The organism is Dyadobacter endophyticus, from assembly GCF_014641595.1.
Taxonomy (GTDB): Bacteria; Bacteroidota; Bacteroidia; order Cytophagales; family Spirosomataceae; genus Dyadobacter; species Dyadobacter endophyticus.
Genome location: NZ_BMIA01000001.1, coordinates 2,177,418 through 2,203,200, shown reverse-complemented (window position 1 = coordinate 2,203,200; position 25,783 = coordinate 2,177,418). Strand labels below are relative to the sequence as shown.

General features: G+C 52.1%; 19 protein-coding genes. 11 read left to right on the top strand and 8 right to left on the bottom strand.

All coding sequences use genetic code 11. The features are described 5' to 3' along the window. Positions 1-67 precede the first annotated feature (67 nt). A complete protein-coding gene (locus IEY24_RS09115) occupies positions 68-1,138 on the bottom strand; it encodes a helix-turn-helix domain-containing protein (protein ID WP_188930834.1) in 1,071 nt (356 codons plus the stop codon). A 214-nt stretch (positions 1,139-1,352) separates the two neighbouring features. On the opposite strand from IEY24_RS09115, the gene IEY24_RS09110 reads away from it, so the two are divergent. The 4 genes from IEY24_RS09110 to IEY24_RS09095 all read left to right on the top strand — a co-directional run bounded on the left by IEY24_RS09110 (position 1,353) and on the right by IEY24_RS09095 (position 6,072). After that, a complete protein-coding gene (locus tag IEY24_RS09110; protein ID WP_188930832.1) occupies positions 1,353-1,691 on the top strand; it encodes a PadR family transcriptional regulator in 339 nt (112 codons plus the stop codon). Position 1,692: 1 nt separating this feature from the next. Continuing rightward, complete coding sequence (locus IEY24_RS09105) at positions 1,693-4,338, top strand: ABC transporter permease (protein WP_229221698.1); 2,646 nt, start codon at positions 1,693-1,695, stop codon at positions 4,336-4,338. A gap of 155 nt (positions 4,339-4,493) precedes the next feature. Then, positions 4,494-5,534, top strand: a complete 1,041-nt coding sequence (locus IEY24_RS09100; protein ID WP_188930830.1) for an LLM class flavin-dependent oxidoreductase — start codon at positions 4,494-4,496, stop codon at positions 5,532-5,534. A gap of 118 nt (positions 5,535-5,652) precedes the next feature. After that, complete coding sequence (locus tag IEY24_RS09095) at positions 5,653-6,072, top strand: SRPBCC family protein (RefSeq protein WP_188930828.1); 420 nt, start codon at positions 5,653-5,655, stop codon at positions 6,070-6,072. A 70-nt stretch (positions 6,073-6,142) separates the two neighbouring features. Here the strand turns inward: IEY24_RS09095 and IEY24_RS09090 are convergent, their stop codons facing one another. After that, positions 6,143-6,715 (bottom strand): cupin domain-containing protein, encoded by a 573-nt coding sequence (locus IEY24_RS09090; protein ID WP_188930826.1) that lies wholly within the window; start codon positions 6,713-6,715, stop codon positions 6,143-6,145. 169 nt (positions 6,716-6,884) lie between these two features. Between IEY24_RS09090 and IEY24_RS09085 the strand changes: the two genes are divergently transcribed. The 4 genes from IEY24_RS09085 (at position 6,885) to IEY24_RS09070 (ending at position 10,860) form a co-directional block, all read left to right on the top strand. After that, positions 6,885-7,895: an AraC family transcriptional regulator gene (locus tag IEY24_RS09085; protein WP_188930824.1), complete on the top strand. Its 1,011-nt coding sequence runs from the start codon at positions 6,885-6,887 to the stop codon at positions 7,893-7,895. 66 nt (positions 7,896-7,961) lie between these two features. Beyond that, positions 7,962-9,062, top strand: coding sequence for a sensor histidine kinase (locus IEY24_RS09080; protein ID WP_188930822.1), 1,101 nt, complete (start codon positions 7,962-7,964; stop codon positions 9,060-9,062). Beyond that, positions 9,059-9,832: a LytR/AlgR family response regulator transcription factor gene (locus IEY24_RS09075; RefSeq protein WP_188930820.1), complete on the top strand. Its 774-nt coding sequence runs from the start codon at positions 9,059-9,061 to the stop codon at positions 9,830-9,832. Before IEY24_RS09080 ends, IEY24_RS09075 begins: the two co-directional genes overlap by 4 nt. A gap of 182 nt (positions 9,833-10,014) precedes the next feature. Beyond that, positions 10,015-10,860 (top strand): cupin domain-containing protein, encoded by an 846-nt coding sequence (locus IEY24_RS09070; RefSeq protein ID WP_229221686.1) that lies wholly within the window; start codon positions 10,015-10,017, stop codon positions 10,858-10,860. Here the strand turns inward: IEY24_RS09070 and IEY24_RS09065 are convergent. Further along, on the bottom strand, positions 10,822-11,175 hold the full coding sequence (locus IEY24_RS09065; RefSeq protein ID WP_188930818.1) for a winged helix-turn-helix transcriptional regulator: 354 nt from the start codon (positions 11,173-11,175) through the stop codon (positions 10,822-10,824). The two genes, IEY24_RS09070 and IEY24_RS09065, sit on opposite strands and share 39 nt — an antisense overlap. A gap of 124 nt (positions 11,176-11,299) precedes the next feature. Here IEY24_RS09065 and IEY24_RS09060 point away from each other — a divergent pair, with 124 nt between their 5' ends. From IEY24_RS09060 to IEY24_RS09050, 3 genes are all read left to right on the top strand, one after another. Then, positions 11,300-11,896: a DUF8817 family protein gene (locus IEY24_RS09060; protein WP_188930816.1), complete on the top strand. Its 597-nt coding sequence runs from the start codon at positions 11,300-11,302 to the stop codon at positions 11,894-11,896. Between the two features lie 117 nt (positions 11,897-12,013). Then, the gene (locus IEY24_RS09055) at positions 12,014-13,801 is read left to right on the top strand and encodes a DUF885 family protein (RefSeq protein WP_188930814.1); all 1,788 of its coding nucleotides are present in this window, start codon (positions 12,014-12,016) and stop codon (positions 13,799-13,801) included. Beyond that, positions 13,798-15,348: a M61 family metallopeptidase gene (locus tag IEY24_RS09050; protein WP_188930812.1), complete on the top strand. Its 1,551-nt coding sequence runs from the start codon at positions 13,798-13,800 to the stop codon at positions 15,346-15,348. Before IEY24_RS09055 ends, IEY24_RS09050 begins: the two co-directional genes overlap by 4 nt. A 109-nt stretch (positions 15,349-15,457) precedes the next feature. Here IEY24_RS09050 and IEY24_RS09045 read toward each other — a convergent pair whose 3' ends face one another. The 5 genes from IEY24_RS09045 to IEY24_RS09025 form a co-directional block, all read right to left on the bottom strand. Next, positions 15,458-15,961: a DUF6934 family protein gene (locus tag IEY24_RS09045; RefSeq protein WP_188930810.1), complete on the bottom strand. Its 504-nt coding sequence runs from the start codon at positions 15,959-15,961 to the stop codon at positions 15,458-15,460. A gap of 70 nt (positions 15,962-16,031) precedes the next feature. Then, complete coding sequence (locus IEY24_RS09040; protein WP_188930808.1) at positions 16,032-17,417, bottom strand: aminopeptidase P family protein; 1,386 nt, start codon at positions 17,415-17,417, stop codon at positions 16,032-16,034. A 104-nt stretch (positions 17,418-17,521) separates the two neighbouring features. Next, on the bottom strand, positions 17,522-19,105 hold the full coding sequence (locus IEY24_RS09035; protein ID WP_188930806.1) for a RagB/SusD family nutrient uptake outer membrane protein: 1,584 nt from the start codon (positions 19,103-19,105) through the stop codon (positions 17,522-17,524). Between the two features lie 20 nt (positions 19,106-19,125). Further along, positions 19,126-22,128 carry a SusC/RagA family TonB-linked outer membrane protein gene (locus IEY24_RS09030; protein WP_188930799.1) on the bottom strand — a complete coding sequence of 1,001 codons (3,003 nt, stop codon included), beginning with the start codon at positions 22,126-22,128 and terminating at the stop codon, positions 19,126-19,128. Between the two features lie 38 nt (positions 22,129-22,166). After that, positions 22,167-25,676, bottom strand: a complete 3,510-nt coding sequence (locus IEY24_RS09025) for a PVC-type heme-binding CxxCH protein (RefSeq protein ID WP_188930792.1) — start codon at positions 25,674-25,676, stop codon at positions 22,167-22,169. Positions 25,677-25,783: the final 107 nt, after the last annotated feature.

Sequence of the window (25,783 nt, the reverse complement as noted above, 5' to 3'; positions counted from 1 at the left end):
AAGTCGGCCGTTGCCGGAGGTATGTAAAAGGCGAATCAGGAGTACGGATTTATAAATCAGTACTGTGTTAATCAGCAATCGGTTGATTGATAGTTTGTTGATAAGACGACGGCGTGGCTCCTTTAACCTTCTTGAATGCCGCAAAAAAGGTCGATTTGGAATTAAAACCCACCTCATAACCGATTGCTTCCAATGTAAGGTGTTGCTCCGTGGCGATCATTTTGCAAGCCTCGGCGATGCGCCACTCATTGATATACGTCGTGAAATTCTTACCCAGCCGGTCGTTCAGCAATGCCGAGAGCTGGTGGCCCGAAATCTGTATTTCCCGGGAAAGGTCGTGTAGTTTAAGGTCCGGGTTTTTGTAAACTGCTTTTTCTGTCATGACCTTTTCCAGCCTGTCGAGCCATATTCCGGCATCGCTTTCATTGAGCTTTTTCGCGGCCGGTTTATCAGGCAAAAGCAAAAACAGCTCGTCGGTCTTCTTTTTGTAAATCACCAGCGTGATCATCAGGTAAAGGATCAGCGAGAAGGCAATGGAGCCGCTGATGTACGACGCGAACGGCGCGTTGATCAGCGAAGAAAAGTACAAAAGGAATATCAGCACATTACCCAGGAAGATCATCGAAATCCAGGTCTCTGCGGGCTTCATGGTATAGGAGCGGCTGAATTGTTTTCGGAGCAAACCCCGGACCAGAATCCCCGAAGCCAGCAGAAAGCCAAACCATTGCACATATATCGCCCTGGCAATCACCTTGTTCCATAAGGCCGGGTACTGTTCGTAAGGCCACGCCATGCCCACACCCAGGGTAACTACTGCGAAGGCTATGAGCGTCCATATCCAGCTTTTAGGCAGTTTTTCCAGCGGCGTTACAGCCGAACGCACGAAATAGTACAAAAACGGTCCGATGAAAAAACAGGCGGAAAGGCCTATTTGCAAATAAATTTTAGGCAAGGCCCCATCGAAATACAGGCATACCGACTTGGCGATCCGGATGCTGGACGCCAGTAGCAAGCCACCTAGGAAGCTGTTGGCGAGGTATTTTTTTTGGGTGAAAAATAGCAGGAATATCCCTAGAAGAATGCCGTTGAAAGCACCCAGCGCACTGAAAAAGAACAGGATCTCTTTACCTATATTCATGATGCAAGACCGATTGTATTCCAAATGTAACTGTTTGGCAACCGGTTTTCAAGCCGTATCTGCCACTTGTCCGGTTTGATACCACGGATGTTCGGAATCGGACATGCAACCGGCAGTTTAAATTCACAAAAACACCGTTTTGAAGGCCTTGGAGGATATTTTTCAAATTTGGCACGGCATTTGCTCGACATAATCGGAATAAATACTTTTGGCCATGAAAAGAACATTTTTGGGTGAACTGGAAGAGGTTATACTGCTGACGGTCGCGGTGTTGGCGGAGGAAGCCTATGCCGTGACTGTCGCGCAGGAGCTTGACCAGAAAACCGGGCGCGCTGTCGGGTTTAGTACCGTGCACACAACCTTGCAGCGGCTGGAAGAAAAAGGGTACCTGTCGTCTGAAATGGGCGGGGCTACTGCCGAGCGGGGCGGCAGGCGCAAACGGTTTTTCCGCGTTACTGCGTTTGGCCGCAAGGCTTTGCGGGACGTGAAAGAAGCGAGGGAGACATTATGGAATGCGATGTCGCCGCAGACACTCCAATTAATGGGCAATTGATATGAACCCGAAGCAACATGCTGATCCGGGCCCCGCTGGGCCCCGCCCAGTCGGCCCGCCTCGCTGGGCTGCCTGGCTGCTATCGCGCTGGTCGCATCCCGATGCCCGGGAAGAATTACAGGGCGATATGCTCGAAATGTATGCCTGGTGGCTGCAAAGCCTGGGCAAACGTGCCGCCGACCGGAAATATGCACTTACGGCGCTCCGGCTTATGCGGCCCCTCGCCCGCCCGAAACGCGCAACCGACTATTCCGAAACCTATTCATTCAGCCCGGCCATGATCCATAATTATTTCAAAATCGCTTTCCGTAACCTGCTCAAAAGCAAAACTTTTTCTGCTATTAATGTCTTTGGCCTCGCGCTGGGGATGGCTTGCAGCCTGATGATCATGCTCTGGATCCGCGACGAACGAGCCGTCGATGCGTTTCATACGAACAAAGACCAGCTCTACCGAATTTACATGCGGGAGTATTTCAGCGGCAAGGTGCAGGCCGTAATCTGGACGCCCGGGCCGCTTGCCGAGGAATTGAAAAAGTCGGTGCCCGAAATCGAGATGACTACGCCATTTTCGTGGACCAACCAGCACACATTCTCTGTTGGCAGCAAGATCCATAAGCAGGCTGCAAACTGGGCAAGCAGCGATTTTTTCAAGATGTTTAGCTACAAGTTGTTGCAAGGCACTGCGGAAGGCGCATTGCGCGACCGCGGCAACATAGCCATCTCGCGGAAGATGGCCGGGGCGTTCTTCGGAACCCCGGAGGCCGCAATAGGGAAGGCCATCCGCTTCGATAACCGCAAGGAAATGACCGTGTCGGCCGTTTTTGAGGATATCGGGGCCAACAGCACGCTTCAATTCGACTGCCTGATGACCTGGGATGCCTATGTCGACGACAATGGCTGGGCCAAAGACTGGGGCAGTACCGATCCGCTCACTTTTTTCAAGCTACGGAAAGACGCCGATCCTGCGAAAGTGCAAGCCAAAATGCTCCACTTGCTCGACAAGACCAACCGCGACGGGGGCAAGCCGTATAAAACGCAGCTTGCCATGCAGCCTTTTCAGGAATATTATCTTAACGGCAACATCAAAGGTGACAAAATGGACGGTGGGCGCATCGAGTATGTGCAGTTGTTCACCTTCGTGGCGGTATTTATCCTGCTGATCGCCTGCATTAACTTCATGAACCTTGCGACCGCGCGTTCGGCGCGCCGGGCGAAGGAAGTGGGCGTCCGGAAGGTGGTGGGCGCGATGCGTTCGATGCTGGCCGGTCAGTTCATGGGCGAGGCGCTTTTGATCGCCGGACTTTCGGCCGTATTGGCCGTCCTGCTGGTGGCATTGCTGTTACCTGCATTCAACAGCCTCACCAGCAAGCAAATGGCACTACCTTGGTCGCAGCCGTCGTTTTGGGGAGTGATCGTGGGCTTGCTCGTTGCGACAGGCCTGCTGGCGGGCAGCTATCCGGCACTGTTCCTGTCGTCGCTCAATCCGGTGCGCATTCTCAAAGGCGCGTTAAAATTCGATTCCAGCTCGGTGTGGGTGCGGCAGGGGCTGGTGGTGTTCCAGTTCGGCTTGTCAGTGATCCTGATCGTCGGGATGATCATCATTTACAGGCAGGTAGGTTTTGTGCAAAGCAAAAACCTTGGATTCGACCGTGAAAACCTGGTCTATTTCCCGATCGAAGGGGAGCTTTTCAATAAATTTAATCTGTTGAAAGAACAATTGACACAAATTCCCGGGGTAAAGCAGGTTTCGCATATGACCGCCACGCCCGCTTCCAACGGCAACGGTACCGAAGGCATTACCTGGCCCGGCAGCGACCCGAATGACCAGGTGAGGTTCACGCCGGTGGGAATAGGGTATGATTTTACCAAAACAATGAACCTGAAAATGGCCGGCGGCCGTGATTTCTCCAAGGAATTTCCAACAGATTCATCGGGAGTGCTCGTCAACGAAACGGCCGTGAAAGTAATGGGGCTTAAAGAACCGGTCGGCCGGGAAATCAACTGGGGCAGATCGAAAGTCCGCATTGTAGGGGTTTTGAAGGACTTCCACTTCCAGTCGCTGCACAATGCTATTCGTCCGCTGATCGCCTACCTGGGTGCCCGCGAGCCGCAGGGAAGTGTCGTGATTCGCATCCAGGCTGGCAAAACACCCGAAACATTGGACGCTATCGAGCGCATTTGCAGGAAACTCAACCCGGCAGTGCCATTTACCTATGCATTTACGGACCAGGAGTATGCACGCCAATACCAGAGTGAGCAAATCGTCGGGAAGTTGGCGGGTTACTTTGCTTTTCTGGCGATATTTATTTCTTGCCTCGGGCTATTTGGGCTGGCCACATTCACCGCCGAGCAGCGTACCAGGGAAATCGGCGTGCGTAAAGTGCTGGGCGCGTCGGTGGCGGGTATTGTGGGTCTGCTTTCCAAAGATTTTCTGAAACTGGTGCTGATGGCGATCGTACTGGCCTCCCCGGTAGCCTGGTATATTATGAAACAATGGCTGCAAGGTTTTGCCTATCAGATCGATATCGAATGGTGGATGTTCGCGCTGGCCGGGGTTGTTGCGGTGCTGATCGCCGTGTTTACGATCAGCTTTCAGTCGGTTAAGGCAGCGATGATGAATCCGGTAAGGAGTTTGCGGAGTGAGTAGGCCGCGGCGCGGTTAGTCGGTGGTTAGCCATCGGCAGTATACTTTTGGATACCGGGTCGACGGCCCGATTCTGGAATCTATATTTGGTGTTGCTGGTTTGATAATTGGGTGGGTTTTAGTCCCGCACAAACGAAAATCAGCACTTAGCAAACATCATGGAAATAGGAATCAGTATGTTCGGGGATTTGGCTTTTAATGACGCCACCCGCTCTTTTCAGTCGCCGCAAGAACGCTTGCGGGATATGTTGGAAGAAATCAAACTGGCCGATGAGGTCGGGCTCGATGTGTTCGGAATAGGCGAGCACCATCGGCCGGATTTCGCCGTTTCGACGCCCGAGATCATTCTCGCGGCGGCGGCTTCGGTTACCAAAAACATCAAACTAACCAGCTCGGTGACGGTATTGAGCTCGGCGGACCCGGTACGCGTTTACCAGAATTTCTCGACCGTCGACCTCATTTCGGGCGGCCGTGCGGAGATCACGGTGGGCAGGGGTAGTTTCATCGAGTCGTTTCCGCTTTTTGGGTACGATTTGAACGATTACAATGGCCTGTTTTCCGAAAAGCTGCAATTGTTAAAGGAAATCAATGAAAATGACGTGATCACCTGGAAAGGGAAGTTCCGCGCGACGCTCGACAGGCAGGAGGTATTGCCCCGGGCCGTGAACAACAAACTGGAAATCTGGGTGGCAGTTGGTGGCACGCCGCAATCGGTAGTGCGCGCTGCAAGGCTCGGCCTGCCGCTGATTATCGCGATCATCGGTGGTATGCCGTCGCAATTCCAGCCGTTTTTTGAACTATATAAAACTGAATATCTGGAGGCCGGCCACGATCCGGCGAAAATGCAGGTAGCTACGCATTCGCACGGATTGGTAGGGCTGAATGGGAAGGCGTTGAGCGATACGTATTTTCCCTCTTATGCTGCGCAGATGGACCGGGTGGGCCGCAGCCGTGGCTGGGCCCCTTACACTCGTGCCCAGTTCGAAGGCGGACAAGGTCGCGACGGCGCATTGTTCGTAGGCGAGCCTAATGAGGTGGTGGATAAGATATTGTACCATCAGGAGATGTTTGGCCTCACGCGCTTTCTCATGCATACGGACGTGGGTGCGCCTGCGCACAAGGACCTTATGAAGTCGATCGAACTGCTCGGAACGCACGTTGCTCCGGCGGTAAAAAAGGCTCTGGCAGTTAATTCATGACGCTTTTTTGAGCGGGTGACGCAAATGCACCCGCTTTTTGTCGCAACAGGCATCGCTCCGTTTCCCGGAAACCCGGCAACTTTGTAACATCAATCATCAATAAAAAACACAAAGAGAAATGGAAGCGACAACACAACCTGTAACAGTACAAGCGAATATCAATGCACCGGTAGCGGACGTATGGAATAAATGGATTGCGCCGGAGCATATCACCCAATGGTGTTTCGCATCCGACGACTGGCATGCGCCTTTTGCTGAAAACGATGTGCGTGTAGATGGAGATTTCAAAACCACCATGGCAGCGAAGGATGGCAGTTTCAGCTTCGATTTTGGCGGTACTTATACCGAAGTGGAGGAAAATCGCTACCTGGCCTATACCATGGGCGACGGCCGCAAAGTGACGGTATCGTTCGAACAGCAAGGCGACGGAACCAAAGTTGTAGAAGTATTCGATCCTGAAAATACGCATCCGGTTGATTTTCAGCAGGCTGGCTGGCAGGCGATTCTTGACAACTTCAAGAAATATGCGGAACAGTAGATCTTCCGGATCTTAACAACTTATCAGGCCAGCGGCCCGGTCAGCACGACCGGGCCGCTGTTTTGTTTACCTAAATACAATACTTTTTGATCATATCCAGGTCGTACCCTTTCTCGCGCGCAAGGCGGTAGAGGAATGGGAGGAACGGGTTGATCAATGCCTTTGTGCCGGAAAGACGCATGTCGGAGATCATCAGGATTACGGATGCGCGCAGAAGATCGTCCCAGGTCCTTATTTCTGCCCTGCCGTCGTTAGCGAGGCCGTAAAGCATTCGTAATGAATATTCAAATCCTTTATGGCCCGGCTCGATCACGACGCGGAAGCGGATAGGCTTGCTGCCGGGGTTAGCGAAGTTGTGCGGCATGCCGATGGGTACCGTGTATTGTTCGCCGGGTTCGAGTAATAGTTTGTTTTTCCCAATCTGCACTTCGAGAGCACCTTCGATGGGAATGAATGTCTCCGTAAAATTCAAATGCTTGTGCAGGCCGTTGCCGCCACCGGGGCGCAGCTCGATCTCCATGTCTGTCAGTCGGTTACCGCTCTCGGCGGCTGTGGTGAGGAAAGTGACGGTGTATTCCGGATTGGCGATGATGCGTTGCAGTGCCTTCGTTTCGATGAGTTCCTGTTCGGTAAAAGTTTCCATGGCATTTTGACTAGTTTTGATTGATGATACAAAATAACCTGGGCCGCTGCCGGTAATCCGTGACATTTTGCGACAGGAATGTGACACTTTGCGCCAATTGCAGATTTAAGGAATGACCGAATGACTGAATGTTTTCAGGATTGCTCAGGCATTCAAAACTAATTTTCATATGTACGGGACTGTCCGTGTTTTGAGGTACATCGTTTATTCTGCCGTTGAAAAAGGCGCAGATCTGGGCCGGTTGTGTACTGCACTGGGCATCAGGCCGGGCGAGCTGAACGATGCGGAAAAGCGGATCGAAGGTCTCATGCCGATTATTGGCTTATGGACCGAGGCAATCGTCTCGACCGGCAACGCCGCATTTGGATTACATATCGGCCACACCAATAACCCGGCCATTTTCGGGGCGCTGGGTTACCTTATGCAAAGTTGCAGGAATATCAAGGATGCCTATTCCGAAGTGGTGAAATACCAGCAGACGGTTTCCGGCTGGATCTCCTATGATGTGGTATTCGGTAAAGAACTCGAACTGATCTTTAAAGTTCACCCGCTTTGGGAACAAGCGTCCCCTGAAACAGCCCGGCAAGGCGTTGAAATGGCTATCGGGGGCGTGTTGAACTACTTTTATATTCTCACTGGCACAAAAAGATACCCGTTGCGCGCCGAACTGGCTTATCAGAGCCCGTTGCCGCGAAGCGACTATGAGCAAATGCTGAAATGCCCCGTCAGTTTTGGAAAGGCACAAAACCGGGTGATTTTTGAGGGAGCTCTGGCGGAAATGCCGCTCATCAGTGCCGACGAATCTTTGTATGCCTCATTTGCCAAAATTCTGCGCGACAAATGCACATTGAGCGGGCAGTCCGCGCGGTTTAGCGAGCAGGTGAAAACAGTGATCACCCGCGATTTTGGAGGCAAAATACCTTCCCTTGAAATCATCGCCGCACATATGAACGTGAGCGACCGCTCGTTCCAGCGGCGGTTGCAGCAGGATGGGGAGAGTTACCGCTCGCTGGCGGCAGAAATGAAGAAAGAGCTCGCAGTTAACCTGTTGCAAAATACCGACGCCACGGTACACGCTATTTCGGAGGTTTTGGGCTACGCCGAAGCCAGCGCATTCCACCGGGCATTCAAGAATTGGACGCAGACAAGCCCGGTCCGGAGGAAGCATTCACTGGACTGACCAGAAAATAGTAGATCACAGTTAATGCTACTTTATTTACTTTTGATGTTCAGAATTCAAAAGTAAATGCAATCCCGAATAACATCCCGTCTTACCAACCGTCAAAAATGGGAACTTGGTCTGGGTCTCGCGGTCATATACGTGCCTATACGCATCTATATGAACGTTTTGCAGATCGATATGCCCACTTTCTGGCACCGGCTGCCGCTATGGACGATGGAAGTGCTGTTCAGCATTGCCTTTTTTATTCTCTGGATCAATGTGATCGAGTGGCTGCAATATTTCACTTCCCGCTTCCTGGGAGAGGATTTTCCGGAACGTCATCGTGTGGTGAACCAGGCCATTATGCTCATCGTCGCGATTGGCCTGGCCATGGTGTTCAACCATTGGTACCGCTACCTATGGCATTGGATGGAGGCGGTTTTCGATAAAAAGAGCTTTGATGTACTGCCCATTACCCTGAACAAAACCCCGGTGCTGAAACAGCGGGCGAATACGAGCATTACTGTTATGGCGCTGATGGCGGAATACTATCTTGCGGCCAACAAGCGCGTGTACGAGCGCCTGCAAAGGGTGGTGATCAACGAGGAGCGTTTGCAGAAGGAGAATGCAACGGCCCATTTCAATGCGTTGAAAAACCAGGTAAGCCCGCATTTCCTTTTCAACAATTTCAGCGTGCTCACTACGCTCGTGGAAACCAATCAGGAGCTTTCGGTCAAGTTCATCAACCAGCTTTCGAAGGCTTACAGGTATATTCTCGAGAAATCGGTTCACGATTCGATCAAACTGGCGACGGAAGTCGAGTTTCTGGAAACCTATATGTTCCTGCTGATGATCCGGTTCGAGAATAAGCTGCGTCTGGATGTCCGCATTTCCTGTCTGGAAAAAGAAAAATACTCGATCGTGCCGCTCACCTTGCAGTTGCTGGTCGAAAATGCGGTGAAGCATAACCGCATGTCGGCCAGCGCTCCACTGCTGATCACGATCGGCGTGGACGATGATTACCTGGTGATCAGCAACCCGCTGCAAGTCCGTGACCTGCCCGAATCTTCTACGCGCCTCGGGCTTCAGAATATTGTAAACCGCTATAAGTTGCTGATCGATAAGCCGGTAATGGTCGACAAAACCGATGGTTGTTTTACCGTTAAAGTGCCGTTGCTTTCATGAATGTGCTTATTATAGAGGACGAGTCGCTAAGCGCCAACCGGCTGGAAAGCCTTGTCGGGAAATACGATCCCAAAATTAGGGTGATGGCGAAACTGTCATCGGTGAGGGAAAGTATACAATGGCTGACCGACGCCGGCAATACACGACCGGACCTGATTTTCATGGATCTGCACCTGGAAGACGACCTCGCATTCAAGATCATCGAGGAGCTGAAACTGACTATCCCCATCATTTTTACGACAGCCTACTCGGAGTACACGCTTAAAGCATTCAAAGCGAACGGCATCGATTATTTGCTGAAACCGGTCGATAAGGCCGAACTTACGGCGGCGATCGACAAATTCGTAGCATTGCATGCCAAAGCAGCGGCTACTCCCGCACCCGATTTTGCCGCGTTGATGGCCATGTACCAATCGGGTAATGAAGAGGGTTACAAAGAGCGTTTCCTGGCATCGGCGGGCCCTAAACTTTTCAGTATCCGCACGAGCGAGATCGCCTATTTTACCATTGAGCAGAAAGCGACATTCCTCCGGACTTTCGATGGCCAGCATCTGGCGATGGATTACAGTCTCGACAAACTCGCTCAAATGCTCGATCCCAAAGAGTTTTTCCGCATCAACCGCTCGCTGATTATCGCATTGAACAGCATTCGCTCCATCTACACGGTTTCGGCTGGCAGGTTAAAGCTCGAACTTACCCCGGCGGCCGCGCAGGAGGTCTTCGTGAGCGGCGACCGAATGGCCGATTTCAAGCAGTGGCTCGGTAAATAGCCACCCCGGTTGCACTACGGCAACCGTTTGCGTTCTTCCTCTCAAAGCGGGCATTCGGCTCCGCAAATCCGGCATTGGGCACCTTTGATTTTTTGGTTCGGTTATCGGTAAACATCTTTGGCTACCGACTGTATGTTGTGAAACCATCAGTTAGTCAACCATAAACCTAAACCCAGTGTTTCGTGTACGCCAACGTAGGCGGAAGCGGTACAAAGGTGACTATTCCTAAACCCTTCTTCAACGTGATGAAAGAACTCAATATCGATCAGACCCTGAACCTGGTAAGCTGCGAAGCCCGAGAGCTCGAACAGTCTTCCCGCTACGGCGGCTTGTTTGGTATTGCATTTGTCACGGAAGGGGAGGGGGTATTATCCTGCGACGACGATTCCTGGCATTACGAAGAGCAGGCGATCTTTCTCCTATCCCCCGGCCATTCATTCCAATTCAAGTCCTTTTACAGGACAAACTTGCTTACTATCTTCTTTGATCCGTTCCGCATCGCCGGGGCGGCGGATCCTATCAACAGCTTTACAAACATGTTCCGCACCGTACGCGACCTGTTTTCGGTGCCGAGTTTCCTGCGCCAGAAGGAGCTTCGGAGCGAAACCGACCGCTTGGCCGTGACGCATCTCGTGCGCCTGATCGAAACGGAACTCGGCCATTTGCAGGATAGCAGCCGGGAGTTGGTTGCGAATTCGGTAACATTGCTGGTGAACCTCGTGAAACGCAACTTATCGGACAGCTTGCGTGCAGAGTCGGCAACGCATTATAGCGATGAAACCGACCGCGTGCTCAATAAAATCCGCAATACGTTGGAGCGGAACGAATACCTCACCATCCAGGAAGTAGCCGCGGCGATGAAGATGTCCCAGTACAACCTCAACAAAGCGGTGATCAAAGGTACCGGTGAGACGTTGAAGGCGATTATCACGCGGTACCGGGCAGAGCTGAGCAAAGCGAATCAGCTTGCTGGTGCTGGCGATCGGTCGTCAACTACCGCCTCTCAAAATCCCTTCATCCTTCATTAAAATCCGGCCCAGGGCTTCCAGCGCCTCAATCGCCGGCAGCGAACTCATTGCCCTTTCTGTGAGCGCATACATGACCCGCGGCGGTTTTTCCCGGAAAATGGTGCGGGTTACCATACCTTTCTTTTCGAGGTGGCGGAGCTGCGTGTTAAGCATCTTGTCGGTAATGTGCGCGATGGCGTTTTTGAGATCTCCGTAGCGCAGCGGCCCCTTGGCAAGGGCCAGGATCACCGGGATTTTCCAGGTTCCGCCGATGTACGACATCGCGAATTCTACCGGGCTGTAATAGACCCGTTTGTCGTGGATGAAATCTTGCATGGCGCAAATTAAACGAATCGGCGGTTAACCATCCGGTAGCTCGTTCTTTATCGTCAAAAAAGTATATAAAAGGAAATTCAAAATCCAATCCGCTAGGTTTGCCGACTGAACAAAAATCAGTTTTATGAACCAAAAAGATTGGACTACCGTGCCGGTATTACCCTGCAAAGCCATTGGGGAAACGCTATTATTTTGGGAGAATTTAGGTTTTACAATTACATACCGGCAGGACAGGCCTTACCAGTACGGTGTCGTCGAGCGGAACGGGCATCAGTTGCATTTTGTGCGCGTGAAAGGCGCCGAAACCGGCTATGCAGGCTGCCTGATCATGGTAGACGACGTAAAAAAGGTCCATTCCGATTTCTGTGAAGCATTGCGAACCCGGCTGGGGCGGGTACCGAATACCGGCGTTCCGAGAATTTCGAGAATGCGACCTGGCCAATCCCGCTTTACAATCACCGACGTCTCAGAAAACTCCGTCATCGTGTTCCAGATGGGCGAAAAGGATCAGGTCGAGTACGAAGACGCCGACCCGGCTACGCTGACGCCCTTGCGAAAGGCGATGTCGCTGGCATTGCGCCTGCGCGATTTTAAGGAGGATTATCCTGCCGCGTTAAAGGTTCTGGATACGGCTATCGGCAAAATGGGCGACGGCGAAACGGAGGCAGACCAGGCAAAAGCGGAGGGGATCCGGGATTCGTTAATTAATTTGATCGACTGACGGTTGATCATCGCCCCACGTTGCTAAAATCCGTCAATAAATGATTAAAACCCGACACGTTTTCATGGGGATTTTGGGCTAATTTTGGTGAAATCCAACCTTAATATCCTGAATCCTATGACGCATAACTACGTAAGGCGCTCGCGTTGGGCGGTTTTTCTTTTTTGCTGGATTGCAGCTTTTAGCGCAGCGGCGCAGTCTTCCAAATCGAAATTTGACCTATATGAACAAACCAGCGAGGTGGCCGGGCTGGTGATCCAGTATGCGCAGGATTATCGTGCGGTGGAATACTTTTACCGTCCTATGCCCACGGGCGGGCGCGGGCAGCAGGGGACGACCCTGAACTCGCCCGAGCAACGGAAAAGGTTGCGGGAAGTGGGTAATGATTACCTGGCAAAGCTCGCAAAGGTGGATTTTAATGCGATGAGCATTTACGGCAAAGTGGATTACCTGCTGCTCAAACGCAATATCAACGACGATTTGCTCACGCTCGCACAGGAGGAAAATGAGTATGGACAAATTGAAAAATACATTCCTTTCGCGGCAGGAATTTATGACCTTGAAAAAGGCCGTCGGCGAGGTGCTACCGTGGACGGCCAGGCGGTTGCAGCGAAGCTGAATGACTTGCAAAAGGAGGTTACCAAAGCCGGGGAGTCGTTCAAAAAGCTGGAATCGATTGACATGCCGTTGTCGCGTATGGGCGCGGAAGCAGTAGCCGGCCTGGAAGCGCGTTTGAAAAGTACGTTTGAGTTTTACAACGGTTACGATCCGCTGTTTAGCTGGTGGGTGCCGAAGCCTTACAAAACGCTCGACAGCACGCTGCTCGCCTATTCGAAACTGATCCGTAGCAAAGGAAAGCTCAATACGACGCAGAAGGAAGATGCCAGCGGAATTAAAGGGATTCCTATTGGCCGTGAGGAGCTGATCCGTCAGCTAGGTACGGAAATGATCAGTTACACGCCCGACGAACTGATCGAGCTGGCCAATAAGGAGTTTGCATGGTGCGACAAGGAGTTGTTGAAAGCTTCTGCGGAAATGGGTTTTGGCAATGATTGGAAAAAGGCGCAGGAAAAGGTCAAAAACAGCTATGTTCCAGCCGGTACCCAGCCTGAACTGATCCTGAAACTCTACAACGACGCGAAGGAATTTATCCTCAAAAACAACCTCATTGAATATCCCCAAATAGCGGACGAAACCTGGGGAATGCAGATGATGACGCCGGAAAGGCAGCTGGTGAACCCTTTTTTCCTGGGGGGCAGGGATATTATCATTTCCTACCCTACCAACACCATGGCCCATGACGATAAGCTGATGAGCATGCGGGGTAACAATCCGTATTTCTCGCGCTCTACCGTGCATCACGAGCTTGTGCCTGGCCACCATTTGCAATATTATATGAATAGCCGCTACAAATCCTACCGTGGAGACTTCCGCACGCCGTTCTGGACCGAGGGATGGGCATTGTATTGGGAGCTGCTATTGTATGATAAAGGTTTTGCCAAAACACCTGAGGAACGTATCGGAATGCTTTTCTGGCGTATGCACCGGTGCGCACGCATTATCTTCTCGCTGAACTACCATCTGGGGAAATGGACACCGCAAGAATGTATCGATTTCCTCGTCGATCGCGTAGGGCACGAGCGGGCGAATGCGGAAGGGGAAGTGAGAAGGTCGTTTGAGGGGAATTACAGTCCGCTGTATCAGGTAGCCTACCTCATTGGCGGCTTGCAGTTGTTCAGCCTTAAAAAAGAGCTTGTGGATAGCGGCAAAATGACTTTCAGGCAATTCCATGACGCGGTGATGAAAGAGAACAATATGCCGATCGAGATGGTACGCGCCACGCTGACCAACCAGCCACTAAAATCTGATTTTAAAACCCAGTGGAAGTTTTACAAGATACCATGAAATCTAAAAAAACACGGCGCTGGCTCTGCCTGCTGGCGTCGCATTGCCTGGTAGCTGGCGCAATAGCCCAAAAGTCGGAGCCTATACGGTTTACGGTGTCCATGCCCGAGCCGGCCAATCATACTTTTCACGTCACGATGGATTGGAAAGCCGGTAATGGTGACAGCACGCGCCTGAAACTACCGGATTGGCAACCCGGCTATTATCAGCTCATGGACTACGCTTCGAATATCGATAAGTTGGTTGTGAAAGACGAAAATGACAATGCGTTGCGCTGGGTGAAATCGGGCAGGAACGGTTGGGCCGTCGCGACCAAAGGCGTACGCAGCCTGCATGCGGAATATGATGTGAAGACCGCGCGCAAGTTCGTGGCGACCAGTTATCTGGATGAAGAGCACGGCTACATTACACCGGTAAGCATGTTCATGCACGAGGCGGGTAAACTCAAAATGCCGTCGGAAGTGACGATCAAGCCATACAATAGCTGGGACCGCGTTGCGACCGGGCTGGATTCAGTGGCCGGCAAGTCGTTTACTTATCGTGCCCCGGATTTTGACATATTGTATGACAGTCCGTTGCTCACCGGCAATCTGGAAGAGCTGCGGGCATTCGAGGTGAAAGGCATTCCGCACCGCTTTATTGGTTATAAGCTGGGTGATTTTGACAGAACCAGGTTGATGTCGGACATTCAGAAGATCGTCGAAAAGTCGTCTGCGCTCATTGGCGACATTCCTTACAAGCATTACACCTTCATCGCGATCGGCCCCGGGCAGGGCGGTATCGAGCATTTGAACTCGACTACGATCAGTTTCAGCGGAGATCAGTTGAATTCGCGCGGGTGGAATGGGATGCTGCGCTTCATTACCCACGAGTACTTCCATCATTACAACGTCAAGCGCATCCGTCCCGTTGAACTCGGGCCATTCGACTACGACAAAGGCAGCAGAACCAATATGCTATGGGTGTCCGAGGGGCTGACGGTTTACTACGAACCGTTGATCATGCGGGCAGCCGGCCTGATGGGTGAGCAGGAATTGCTTGATTTATTCAAAAAACAGATCGCTGATGTAGAAACCAAACCCGGCCGCTTCTTTCAAACGCTTGCCCAGGCCAGCGCCGAAACCTGGTCCGACGGCCCCTTTGGCCGCACCGGCGACGCAGTGAATAAAACCATTTCCTATTACCAGAAGGGCCCGGTGGTAGGCCTGCTCTTCGACCTCGCCATCCGGTACGAAACCAAAAACAAACGGTCACTGGACGATGTAATGCGGAAATTGTATCAGGATTTTTACATTAAAAAGAACCGCGGCTTTACCGAAGCGGAATTGCGATCGACAATAGAGGCAATCGCCGGAACGAAGTTGGATGAATTATTCAGCTACATCTACACCACCGCCGAGCCAGATTATAAGAAGTACCTGGGCTATGCCGGGCTGGATATTGATGTCACGACGGATACGCATTACGGGACGTTTGAGATTACGAAAATGGCGTCACCGAGTGCTTTGCAAAGGGAGATATTCAGGAGTTGGAGTCGGGGGGATTAGTGAGACTCCTCCCATTGAGGGAAGTTTAGTTTGGACAAGGCTTCATTCGCCTTCCGTAACTTTTCCGGAAAGTAAATACGCCCTTCCAAATGGCTCATATCTTTCACGACTATTGTGGATGATTTTGTCGATTTACTTTTGCCAGTTGTCGCCATAGTGCTTGTTGGTTTTCTTTTTTGGTCAGGAAAAATGCGTTGTACTCGTTTCCTGGAACAAATTCCTCCCAAATGAGATAGTTATTACTTCCAAAAATAACGAAATCTCTTTGGATTTCAATCAAATGTCGGTTGATTCCAATCCGATATAGCCTCGTTCTGGATTTAGTGCTTCCAGTGGCAAAAATGATTGCCTTCGGATACGCGGCGGTAAAATCGTATACCGTACTGGCAACGGTTGTCAATACTTTCATGCTGTCACCGTTGTTTGTAATCACAATATCATTAATGCATTTACTAGACTCGTCAAAATCACCGAAGCCAAGATTATATACATTGGCGAATTTGGTTCTGGTGAATTCAACCAGTTTTCTGATCCGTCCGTGAGGACCTTCGCTGAAAAATTCAAACAGGGACTTTGACTCGTTTCCTGTACATCTGTATTTAGGTAAATGCATTGTCTAGTAAAAGAGTGTGTGCTAAAATTATTGAAGAACCGACAAATTTAGCACATACTCTAAACTATTTTTACCCCCTCAATGCCTCCACATCCCGCACACTTTTCACCAGCTCTTTCCCAAGTATCCTATTACCATTCTCCGTTATCAAAAGGTCGTCCTCGATGCGAATGCCGGTGAAATCACGGAAGTGTTCCAGCTTTTCATAGTCGATGAACTGAGCGAGTTTCTTCTCGGCTTTCCAGCGGTCGATGAGGGTCGGGATGAGGTAGAGGCCGGGTTCGACGGTGACAACGAAGCCGGGTTCGAGGGCGCGGCCCAGGCGGAGGGATTTCCAGCCGAAGGCGGTGCCTTTTTGGAGGTCGTCGGTGTAGCCGACGTATTGCTCGCCCAGGTTTTCCATGTCGTGAACGTCCATGCCCATCATGTGGCCGAGACCGCATTGGAAGAACAGGGTGTGCACATCATGCTCGACCGCTTCGGCAGGGTCGCCTTTGACGACGCCCATTTGTTTCATGCCTTCGACAAGTTTGGTAGAAGCCAGCTTGTGCACATCTTTGAACAAGACCCCCGGTTTGCAGGCTTTGATGGCCGTTTCCTGGGCGTCAAGTACGATATCGTACATCTCTTTCTGAATGGTCGTGAACGCCTTGCCGACCGGAATGGTACGTGTGAGGTCGCCGCAGTAATGCATGGCGGTTTCGGCTCCGGCGTCGCAGAGCGCCATCTGGCCCTCGCGGAGCGCGAGGTCGCGCGCGTGGGTATGCAGGATTTCGCCATTGACGGTCAGGATGACAGGGTAGGAGATATCGCCGCCCTGCCCGATGGCCATGCTTTGGAGCCTGCCTGCGATTTCCTTCTCGGTCATGCCTGCGCGGGTGTCGCGCATGAAGGACAAATGCATGTCGACAGACGTGTCAACCGCCTTTTCAATTTCGGCGACTTCCTCCTCCGTTTTGTAAGAACGCATAGAAACAACTGCTTTAATGAGGCCGACAGATGCTTTTTGCGCCGCTTCGGAGGGATTAACATGCAGCCATTCCTGCAATTTCAGGTAGTGCTCGCCGCGGTAAGGAGGCAGGAAATGAATCGTTTGCCGGCGCGATAATGCGTCTTTCAAAAAGCTACCGACAGCGGAAGCCGGTTTCACCTCCGTTACGCCCACTTTGGCGGCTTTTTCAGCTATGGCTTCTTTCGGGCCGGTCCAGACGATGTCGTCGATAGTGAGCTCGTCGCCGAAAATGATTTCACGGTTGTTATCAATGTCGATAACGGCCGTGAGCGAGGCCTGGTCGATGCCGAAATAGTAAAGGAATGTACTATCCTGACGGAACGAATATACGTTATCGCGGTAGTTCATGCCGCTTTCCTCATTTCCGAGCAGGAGGATAAGGCCGCTGCCAAGTTTGGATTGAAGTGTTTGCCTGCGGTTTAAGTATGTTGATTTGGAAAACATGGGATAATATGGTTTTGGAATACAACAAAAAATTTGCCCACCGAAACAAATATACTTTGTCCGGTGAGCAAATGAGAACTACCTAACCCAAATTAATAAATGGTTCAGTAACCCGGGTTCTGTTTCAGATTGGGGTTTTTGTCGATTTCATTTTGCGGGATCGGGAAGAGTGCGCGCTGTACCGTTTGCGGACGGTGGTTGAACCACTTTTTGGTTTCGTATACCCCGAAACGGATCAGGTCCTGGCGGCGGTGTGCTTCCGCAGCGAATTCCCAGCCCAGTTCGTCGAGGAACCGCCCGAACTGGATATCGTCGCCACCCTGGCGCTCCGTAATGGTGCCGTCGGTAGCCTGGTAACCGTAGTTGTAGCGGCTTCCTTTCGCCAGATCGGCCGCAGTAACCGTCGCTTTAGCGGGCGTGCCTTTGAATGCCCGCTGACGCACCTGGGTAACCAGTTCCGCCGCTTCGGCGGCTTTACCCGTCCGTAGCAAGCCTTCGGCCTTGATCAGCAACACATCCGCATAGCGCAGGAATGGGAAGTCGTTGTCAAGGCTTCCGGTTGCATTAGGTTTAATTTTGTATTTACCAATCCGAAAACCATCCGACGATGCGGTTTTTTCCATACCCGGCACGGCCTTGTTGTAGGTGATTACCACTGCGCCGGTTGCGGCACTTTTCTGTGGGCCCATGATCCAGGTGTCGGCCAGGCGGCTATCCGCGGCGTCGTAGGTGTCGATAAACTGCGGAACGGCGCAGTTTCCGCCCCACGGGCCGGCGTTCATCGGGTACACTGAGCGGCTCAGCGGGTCGAGCGTTTTCATGTGGATCTGGTTGCCTGTTCCATAGATCTCATCGTAAGGAATGGCAAAGATGATTTCCTTGGAGTTGAAATTTGTCCAGGTGAATACGTCCGAATAGTTGGCGTCCAGCACATATTTACCGCTTTTGATCACGTCGTCAGCCTCCTGGATCGCCTTCGCCCATTCGGCCGTGCCGGTGTACACCTGCGCATTGAGGTATATTTTTGCCAAAAGCGTTTTCGCGCCCCATTTGTTCATCTGGCCGTAAGTTGTGGCGGCATTCTCGCTCAGGTTGGGGAGCGATTCTGTCAATTCTTTTACCACAAAATTATAGACCTCCTTGCGTGTGCTCTGTTTGGGAAGTGTAACGTCTTTAAAATCAGTTACAATGGGTACATTGCCGTGGTTATCCAGCAATAGGTAATAGGCAAATGCGCGCACGGCTCTGAGCTCGGCGATGGTAGCATCCTTGCCATTGGCAATGGGCAAATCACCGTCAGCGATCTGTGAAAGCACGCGGTTTACCGTTGTAATGCTGGCGAATGCCTGCCGCCAGGCGTTTTCGGGCTGCCATTGAAGCGAGGTCCAGGTGTGCTGGTGCATGCGGCGATAGGTCCCGCCATCGTCCCAGCCGTTGGGCCGCACGGGCGTGATGATCGCGTCAGCAGCTTCTTCCTGCAAATCGAAATAACCCTGCCAGCCGAGCATGAGCGAACGCAGCGACGAATATACGGGCGCTACGATGGCCGGAAGGTCTTTTTCGGTAGGTTGGTAGCTGCTGCCGAGTACCTCGGAATACACTTGTTCGTCGAGATCGGTGCAGGAGTAGAGCGGGGCCCCGGCGAGCAGAGCGGCCAGGATCGCGTATCTTATATTTTTAGTTTTCATTGTTTGCGAGAGTTGAATGATCAGAATGTGACGCTCAGGCCGGCAGTGAATGTCCGGGTGGTTGGGTACTTGTCGCGATAGTCGCTGCCCGGTGCGAAGCCGGTGAAACTTACCCCTTCCGGATCGATGCCGGTGTAGCCGGTGATGGTCGCCAGGTTGAGGCCCGAAACGAAAATGCGCAGATTTTTCACGCCTTTGAGGGTATTGGCTGGCAAAGTATAGCCGAGGGTCACGTTGTCGATTTTCCAGTAATCGCCTTTTTCGATATAATGCGAAACATACACGAGGTCGCTGGTCAACACCTTGCCGTCGATTGGATCATAGGCTGATTTGAGCATGTTGTAGGCCTTGTTTCGCGGGTTGCCGTAGAACATTTTCTGGAAGTTCAGAATGTCGAACCCGAATGCACCTCGCATGTTCACAGCGAGGTCGAACTGCTTGTAGCGGATGTTGTTGTTCCAGCCTACAATGTGTTTTGGAATACCATTACCATAATACTGGCGATCCTCCGGCACTGCGTCGGCGATAGGGATCACTTCGCCATCCTTGTTTTCAACGAGCCAGGCGCCCTTGTCGTCAACCCCTACGCTTTTCCAAACAAAGAACCGGCCGATGGGTTCGCCCACTTTCACGCGGTGGGTGCTCATCTGGATAGGCTCGCCCGTGTAACCGGCGTCAAAGAAGTCGTTGGCTGCCTGGAACTGATCGTTCGAAAGGCTCACGAGCTTGTTGCGGTTGGTGGAATAGGTAACCCCTGTGTTCCACTGGAAATCGCCCGTCTGGATCGGAACGATGTTCAATAACACTTCAACCCCTTTGTTTTCCATTACCCCCGCGTTGATGAACATGCTGCCTGTCAGGTAAGGCGGCACAGGCACCGGGAAGTTGTAGAGCAGGTCTTTCACCTTACGGCTGTAAAAGTCGATCGAACCATTGATGCGGTTTTTCATAAAACCAAAATCTACCCCGGCATTGTATTCTTCTTTTTTCTCCCAGCGCAGGTCGGGGTTGAAGTTGCGGGCAGGGACAAAGCCCGGTACCCATTTGCCGCCGATGAATGCACCTTGTCCGCGATCGAAATTATAGCTGATCTGTGACATGTACGGGTTGTTCGCGATCGTACCCGTTACGCCGATACCCGCGCGGAGCTTAATGTCCGAAGCCGCGCCGAGGCCGCCCATAAAGCGTTCCTTGCTGATGCGCCAGCCGATAGACGCTGCCGGGAATGTACCCCATTGGTTATTCACCCCGAACCGTGACGAACCCTCGCGGCGCACGCTGGCCATAAAGAGGTATTTTTCATTCAAACTATAAGTGACACGGCCAAAGAAACCCGCGAGCTGCCATTTGTTCTTCGTGCTGCTCATACCGGCCTGGCCTTTTTGCAATGCACCGCCAGCGCCCAGGTTGTTCCAGTCGTAGGCGTCGGTTGGGAAATCCCAGTTGTTGGCTGCAAATGCTTCATAGGTAGCATCCTGCCAGCTGTATCCGCCGAGTACCGAGAAACGGTGTTTGCCGATTGTTTTAGAGTAATTTCCTGTGAATTCGAGCAGGTTTTCGTTGTTGGCGTAGGTGTTCCGGAACGCCGTCGCATTCTGGTTGCTCAGGCGCGTAGCCGTGTGGTTAAATGTGGTAGAACCGCCTTCGAGGTTGCTGTTTTGAACATTCGATACCATCAGCTTGAAATTCAGATCATCGATAGGCGCATAGTCGAGGCTGCCGGCCATCCGCATTTCCTTGAACGAGCTTTCGAAATTCGATTCGTTGAGCAGCGAGACGGGGTTTTCATAGAAGTAGCCGTCGCGCTCCTGCCATTTTTTACCGTCATCGGTCCGCACACGGTCGGTCGGGTTGCGGATGATGGCCTGGCGGTAGGCATAGCCGTAGGCGGCATCGTCGTTCGCAGGCGAAACGGCCCCATTCGAACGGGTAATGCGATTGATGATTTGTAAGTTGGTTTTCAGTTTGTTTTTGAACATGGCGTGGTTCAGATCGGCGCGACCGGTGAAACGGTTCTGGCCCGATCTCAGGAATATTCCTTCCCAGTTGCGGTAATTGACCGATCCGGTAAAGTTGGTCGTGGTGTTGCCGCCGAAGAATGTGAGGTTGTGGTTGTGGCTCACAGGCTTTTGCATGATCTCCGAAAGCCAGTCGGTATTGCCACCGTAGTCGGTGTAATCGATGCCTTCCTTGATTTTCTGACGGTAATCATCGCCGGTCAGCAGCTGGGGGCGGCGTGCGATAGACTGGATGTTGACATAGTTGGAATACTCAACCGTAGCGCGTGAATTCGCCCGGTTTTTACGGGTTGTGATCAAAATGACCCCTCCGGTGGCGCGTGTGCCGTAGATAGCTGCCGCGGAGCCATCCTTCAACACGTCTACCGACTCGATGTCTTCCGGTGCAACGGTATTAAGCCCGCCCGGAATACCGTCGATCAGGATCAGCGGGTTGGTAGCACCTTCAATGGAGTTGATGCCCCGCAGGTTGATCTGCGTATTGGCGGTAGGGGAGCCGCTGGGCGTCGTAATGCGCAAACCGGCCACTTTTCCCTGTACCAGCTGGGCCGCATCGCGCACGGTTCCCTGCACGAAGTCCTCCCGTTTGATACTGGCCACAGAGCTCGTAACATCGCCCTTTTTCTGGGTACCGTACCCGATCACGACGACTTCCTGCAATTGTTTCTGGTCGGGTGCCAGCTCTACATTGATCTCGCTCTGGTTGCCCACAGTCAACTCCTGGCTCACGTAACCAATGTAGCTCAGAATCAGTACGGCGTCCTCAGGTACGCTCAGCTTGAACTTTCCGTCCGTATCGGTGGCAGTTCCTACTGTATTTTTTCCCTTCACGATGATGGTCACGCCGGGCAGTGGGTTCTTGTCCTCGGCGGACACTACTTTGCCGGAAATCTGTCGGTCGGCGGCGAGCGCCAGGGCATTTTCACTCAGGAAACAGGCAACCGCCGCCGCGAGGAGGCAAAAACGGTGCAGTTCCCGGATCAGGCGGGATAATGGTCTTTTCATACAATTGGAGTTAGATGGTTAAACTTATTTGAGGGTACTCACTGCACTTTCATAATACCGTTCATGATCCGCCAATGGCCGGGCACCGTGCACAGGAACGGGTAATCGCCGGGCTTGTCGGGCGCGATGAACACCAGTGTCGCATAGCCTTCGGGGCTTACGAGTTCCGTTGCATGCAGTACTTCCGGCATTTTGGGCACATAGTTGAGCGCGATCGCGTTGGCTTCCCGCGCCAGCAAGTCGGCCGCATTGCCGACTTTTTCCAAAGTTCCGGGTTTGATAATGAGCAGGTTGTGTTGCATAAAATCCGGGTTTGTAAACTGAATAGTCACTTTCTGTCCGGGTTTAACGGTGAATGTCTTCTGGTCGAACTTCATTTCATGCTCAATCACTTTCAGTTTCACGGTTGCCGGTGTCCCTTTTCCTTTTGGCACTTCTGCCGGTGCTGGTGTGGTGGCTGTCCTGGGCGTCTGGGGGGCCAGACCTCGAACGGCCTGGTTAAGGTGGAGGGTGCTCTTAAGGTCTAGCCAGCCGCGCAGTCTTGCATTATCGGCGTATTCGCCTACCTGGTTTCCGTCGCGTAAGTCGCGTCCCAAACGGATGTCGTCTGGCGTGAAAGGCTGGTGGAAAAGCCCTGCTGCATTACTGGTTACGGGTGTTTCGTCCTCGATGGCCAGCGTCATTTTGCCGCCTTCCGAAAGAGTGGCATAGGCATTAAAGCGTTCGTCGGGCAGTTTTCGTGTGGATGTGATTTGATAAGACTTGCCATCCTGGCGTACCAGCCAGTGCAATTTGCCGTCTTGCATGTACAGGCTGTATCCGTTCTGCCGGCTACCCTGTGATACCGCCACACCGGAAAGGTCCTCCTGTGCTTTGGTGATAATAGCCTTGATTTTAAGTTCTTTATGCGAAACATCAGGCGGGTAGATAGGCGGCGACCAGAGGTTCAGCATATAAGTTTCTTCAATCAGCCCGCGCTCGATCCGGGCGGTCAATGTCGAATCTTTGAGCTTCGCCGCCGCCGCTTTGAAGCCGTTTTCATGTTTGATAACCCCTGAAAAAATGGCTTGTGCCAGGTATTCATCGTCAGCATTCTGTGAATCCTGACCAGCCAGGTAAAGCATTCTGCCTATTTCTTCCGAAGCCGGCAGGTCGGTGAGCGCCTGGATGGTGGCGAGCCTTACTTTCAAATCGGGATCGTTCAGCGAGTTCGTCCATTTCAATGCGGAAAGTGTCTTGTCATTGCGGGGGAGCAGTTTTACGGCCGTCTTGCGCACGCCTGCCGCCGGGTGCCGCATGGCCCGTACCAGGGTGTGGTAAGCCTCTTCGTTTGGTCCATTGAACGCATTCAGGCCGTTGAGTGTCCATAATGCATGTACGGCCGGGCTGTTCAAACCAATTTCGTCTACCGTCTGGTCATTCACCATTTTGATCAGTTCCGGGATTACCGAAGTATTCTTCGACTCCACGATCAGCCGCTGGGCCGTGGTGCGCCAGAACATGTTGTCATTTTTCAAACCGGCTATCAGACTGGCTGCGTCGTTTTTGTCCAGTTTAGGATACGGGGCAGTTTTTGCATTCTTCCAAACGACCATATATATACGTCCGTGCTGATTGTCGCGCAATGGGTTAATGTAGGCATTGCCTTTACCATTTTCGAAACCACGCGGGGTAGGGTTGTGCTGGATGATGAAACTGTACCAGTCGGCCACCCAAACCGCCCCATCAGGTCCCACTTCCGCGTGCACGGGAGAGAACCATTCGTCGGCGCTGGCTAGCAGGTTGAAACCATTCTTCTCTTTAAAACCCGCGCCTTTCGGTTTCAGCAATGCCTGGTAGAGCAAGCGCCCGGTGGGTTCGCAAACGAATGCGGTTGCATTCCAGTACGATTTCGGGAAGTTGCGGGCCGTGTAAAGGTTATGCCCCGCCGCAGCTGTAAACCCGCCGTGAAAATCTACCTGGCGCAATGCGGGTGTGAGGTAATTCATTTCATAATGCGAATCCAGTTTGTAAACCGTATTGCCCGAACCATCCGCTACCGAACGCTTTACATATTCAAGTGGCATGGCGAAGTGCCCGCTGTAATTCCCATTTGCTGTTGAAATAAACACTTCAAAATCCTCGGAAAAGCCCAATCCCCAGGTGTTGTTGGAGGTTCTGCCGATGTATTCGAGATTTTTGCCGTCGTTATCAAACCGGTAAATACCCTGGCTGAAATTCAGCTGCTTACCTGAATTCGTCCCGCGGAAACCTGCGTAGCCCAGTACGCCCCAGATTTTGTTGTCCAAGCCATATTTGAGGTTCGAAGGCCCGGCATGAGTATCACTTTTACCCCAGCCGGAAATGATATTTTCGCGGATATCGGCCTTGTCGTCGCCGTTGGTATCTTTCAGGAAAATGAAATGCGGTGCCTGCGCTACAATGAGCCCGCCATTAGCGAATACAAGGCTGGTCGGGATATTGAGGTTATCCGCAAAAACAGTGAACTTATCGGCTTTGCCATCGCCATCGGTGTCTTCGCAGATTTTAATGCGGTCTTTGCCCACACCGTCCTGGTCGCGGACTTCGTTGGGATAATCCTGTGTTTCAGCTACAAACAGCCTGCCGCGCTCGTCCCACGCCATCGCGATAGGTTTCACAATATCAGGCTCGGAGGCAAAGAGTTTCAGTTCAAAATCAACGGGTACCTGTGTCAGTTTCTGTGATTCGGCCGGGGATAATGGCTGCTGGAATTTCGGTGCCGGGTCGCGTTTTTCGTAGTTGGGTACGGCAGCGTCGGTGTAGGTGGGTTTGGTTAGATTGAATTTAGCTAACCGCGCTTTCGCGTCGTCGCTAACTGCCCACATAATACCGTTTGCTACCAGTTCCTGGAATGCAGGCTGTTTCCACGTGCGCTCGTCATGCCCGTAGGCGGTGTAGAACACACGTCCCTTGCCCTGTGTGCGCACCCACGTCCACGGCTCATGATGGTCGCCTTCCACGCGCTCTTGCAGCACAACAATATCCGGGTTCAGTTTCGAATGCACATAAGTTTCGTCCCAGGTTTCGAATGTTTTCCAGCCCTGCATGACCGGATGATCAGCCTTTACCACCGGTGCGGTGAATGTGCCATACTTGTGTGAACTGAACTGCCCGCCCACCGCTTTGACATACCAATCCGAATTCTGAAAGCAGAAAGACGCCGCATGGAGCGGAATGAGCGCCTTGCCGCCTTCTACAAATGTCTTTAAAGCCGATTCCTGCGCCGGGGTAATGGTGTTATGATTGGCATAAATCACCACGCCGTCGTATTGGGCCAGGTTTTCGGTATTCAATGCATTCGGGTCGGATGAGTAAGTGAGGTTAATGCCCTTCTGGAACAACGGCAGCGAGAGCATCGGAAAGTATTTCTCCGAAAAGTGGTGCCGGCTGTCGTGACCGAGGAACAAAAGCTCAATGCGGCGGCCGGCGCTTTCAGCCGACGCGGCTGGAAGTTGTGCCGGCTTTCGCTTCTGAGCGCATCCGTGCATCAGTATGGCCGCGAAAATTAATAGTAATGCTTTTTTCATTGGATCCGGGTTAGAGTAGCATTGAGTGCCTTTTTCTGGGCTGAATTTTTAGTTTTATAAAAAATAGTGACATAGCAATCCTTGTCGAGCAAAACCTGCTCAATGCG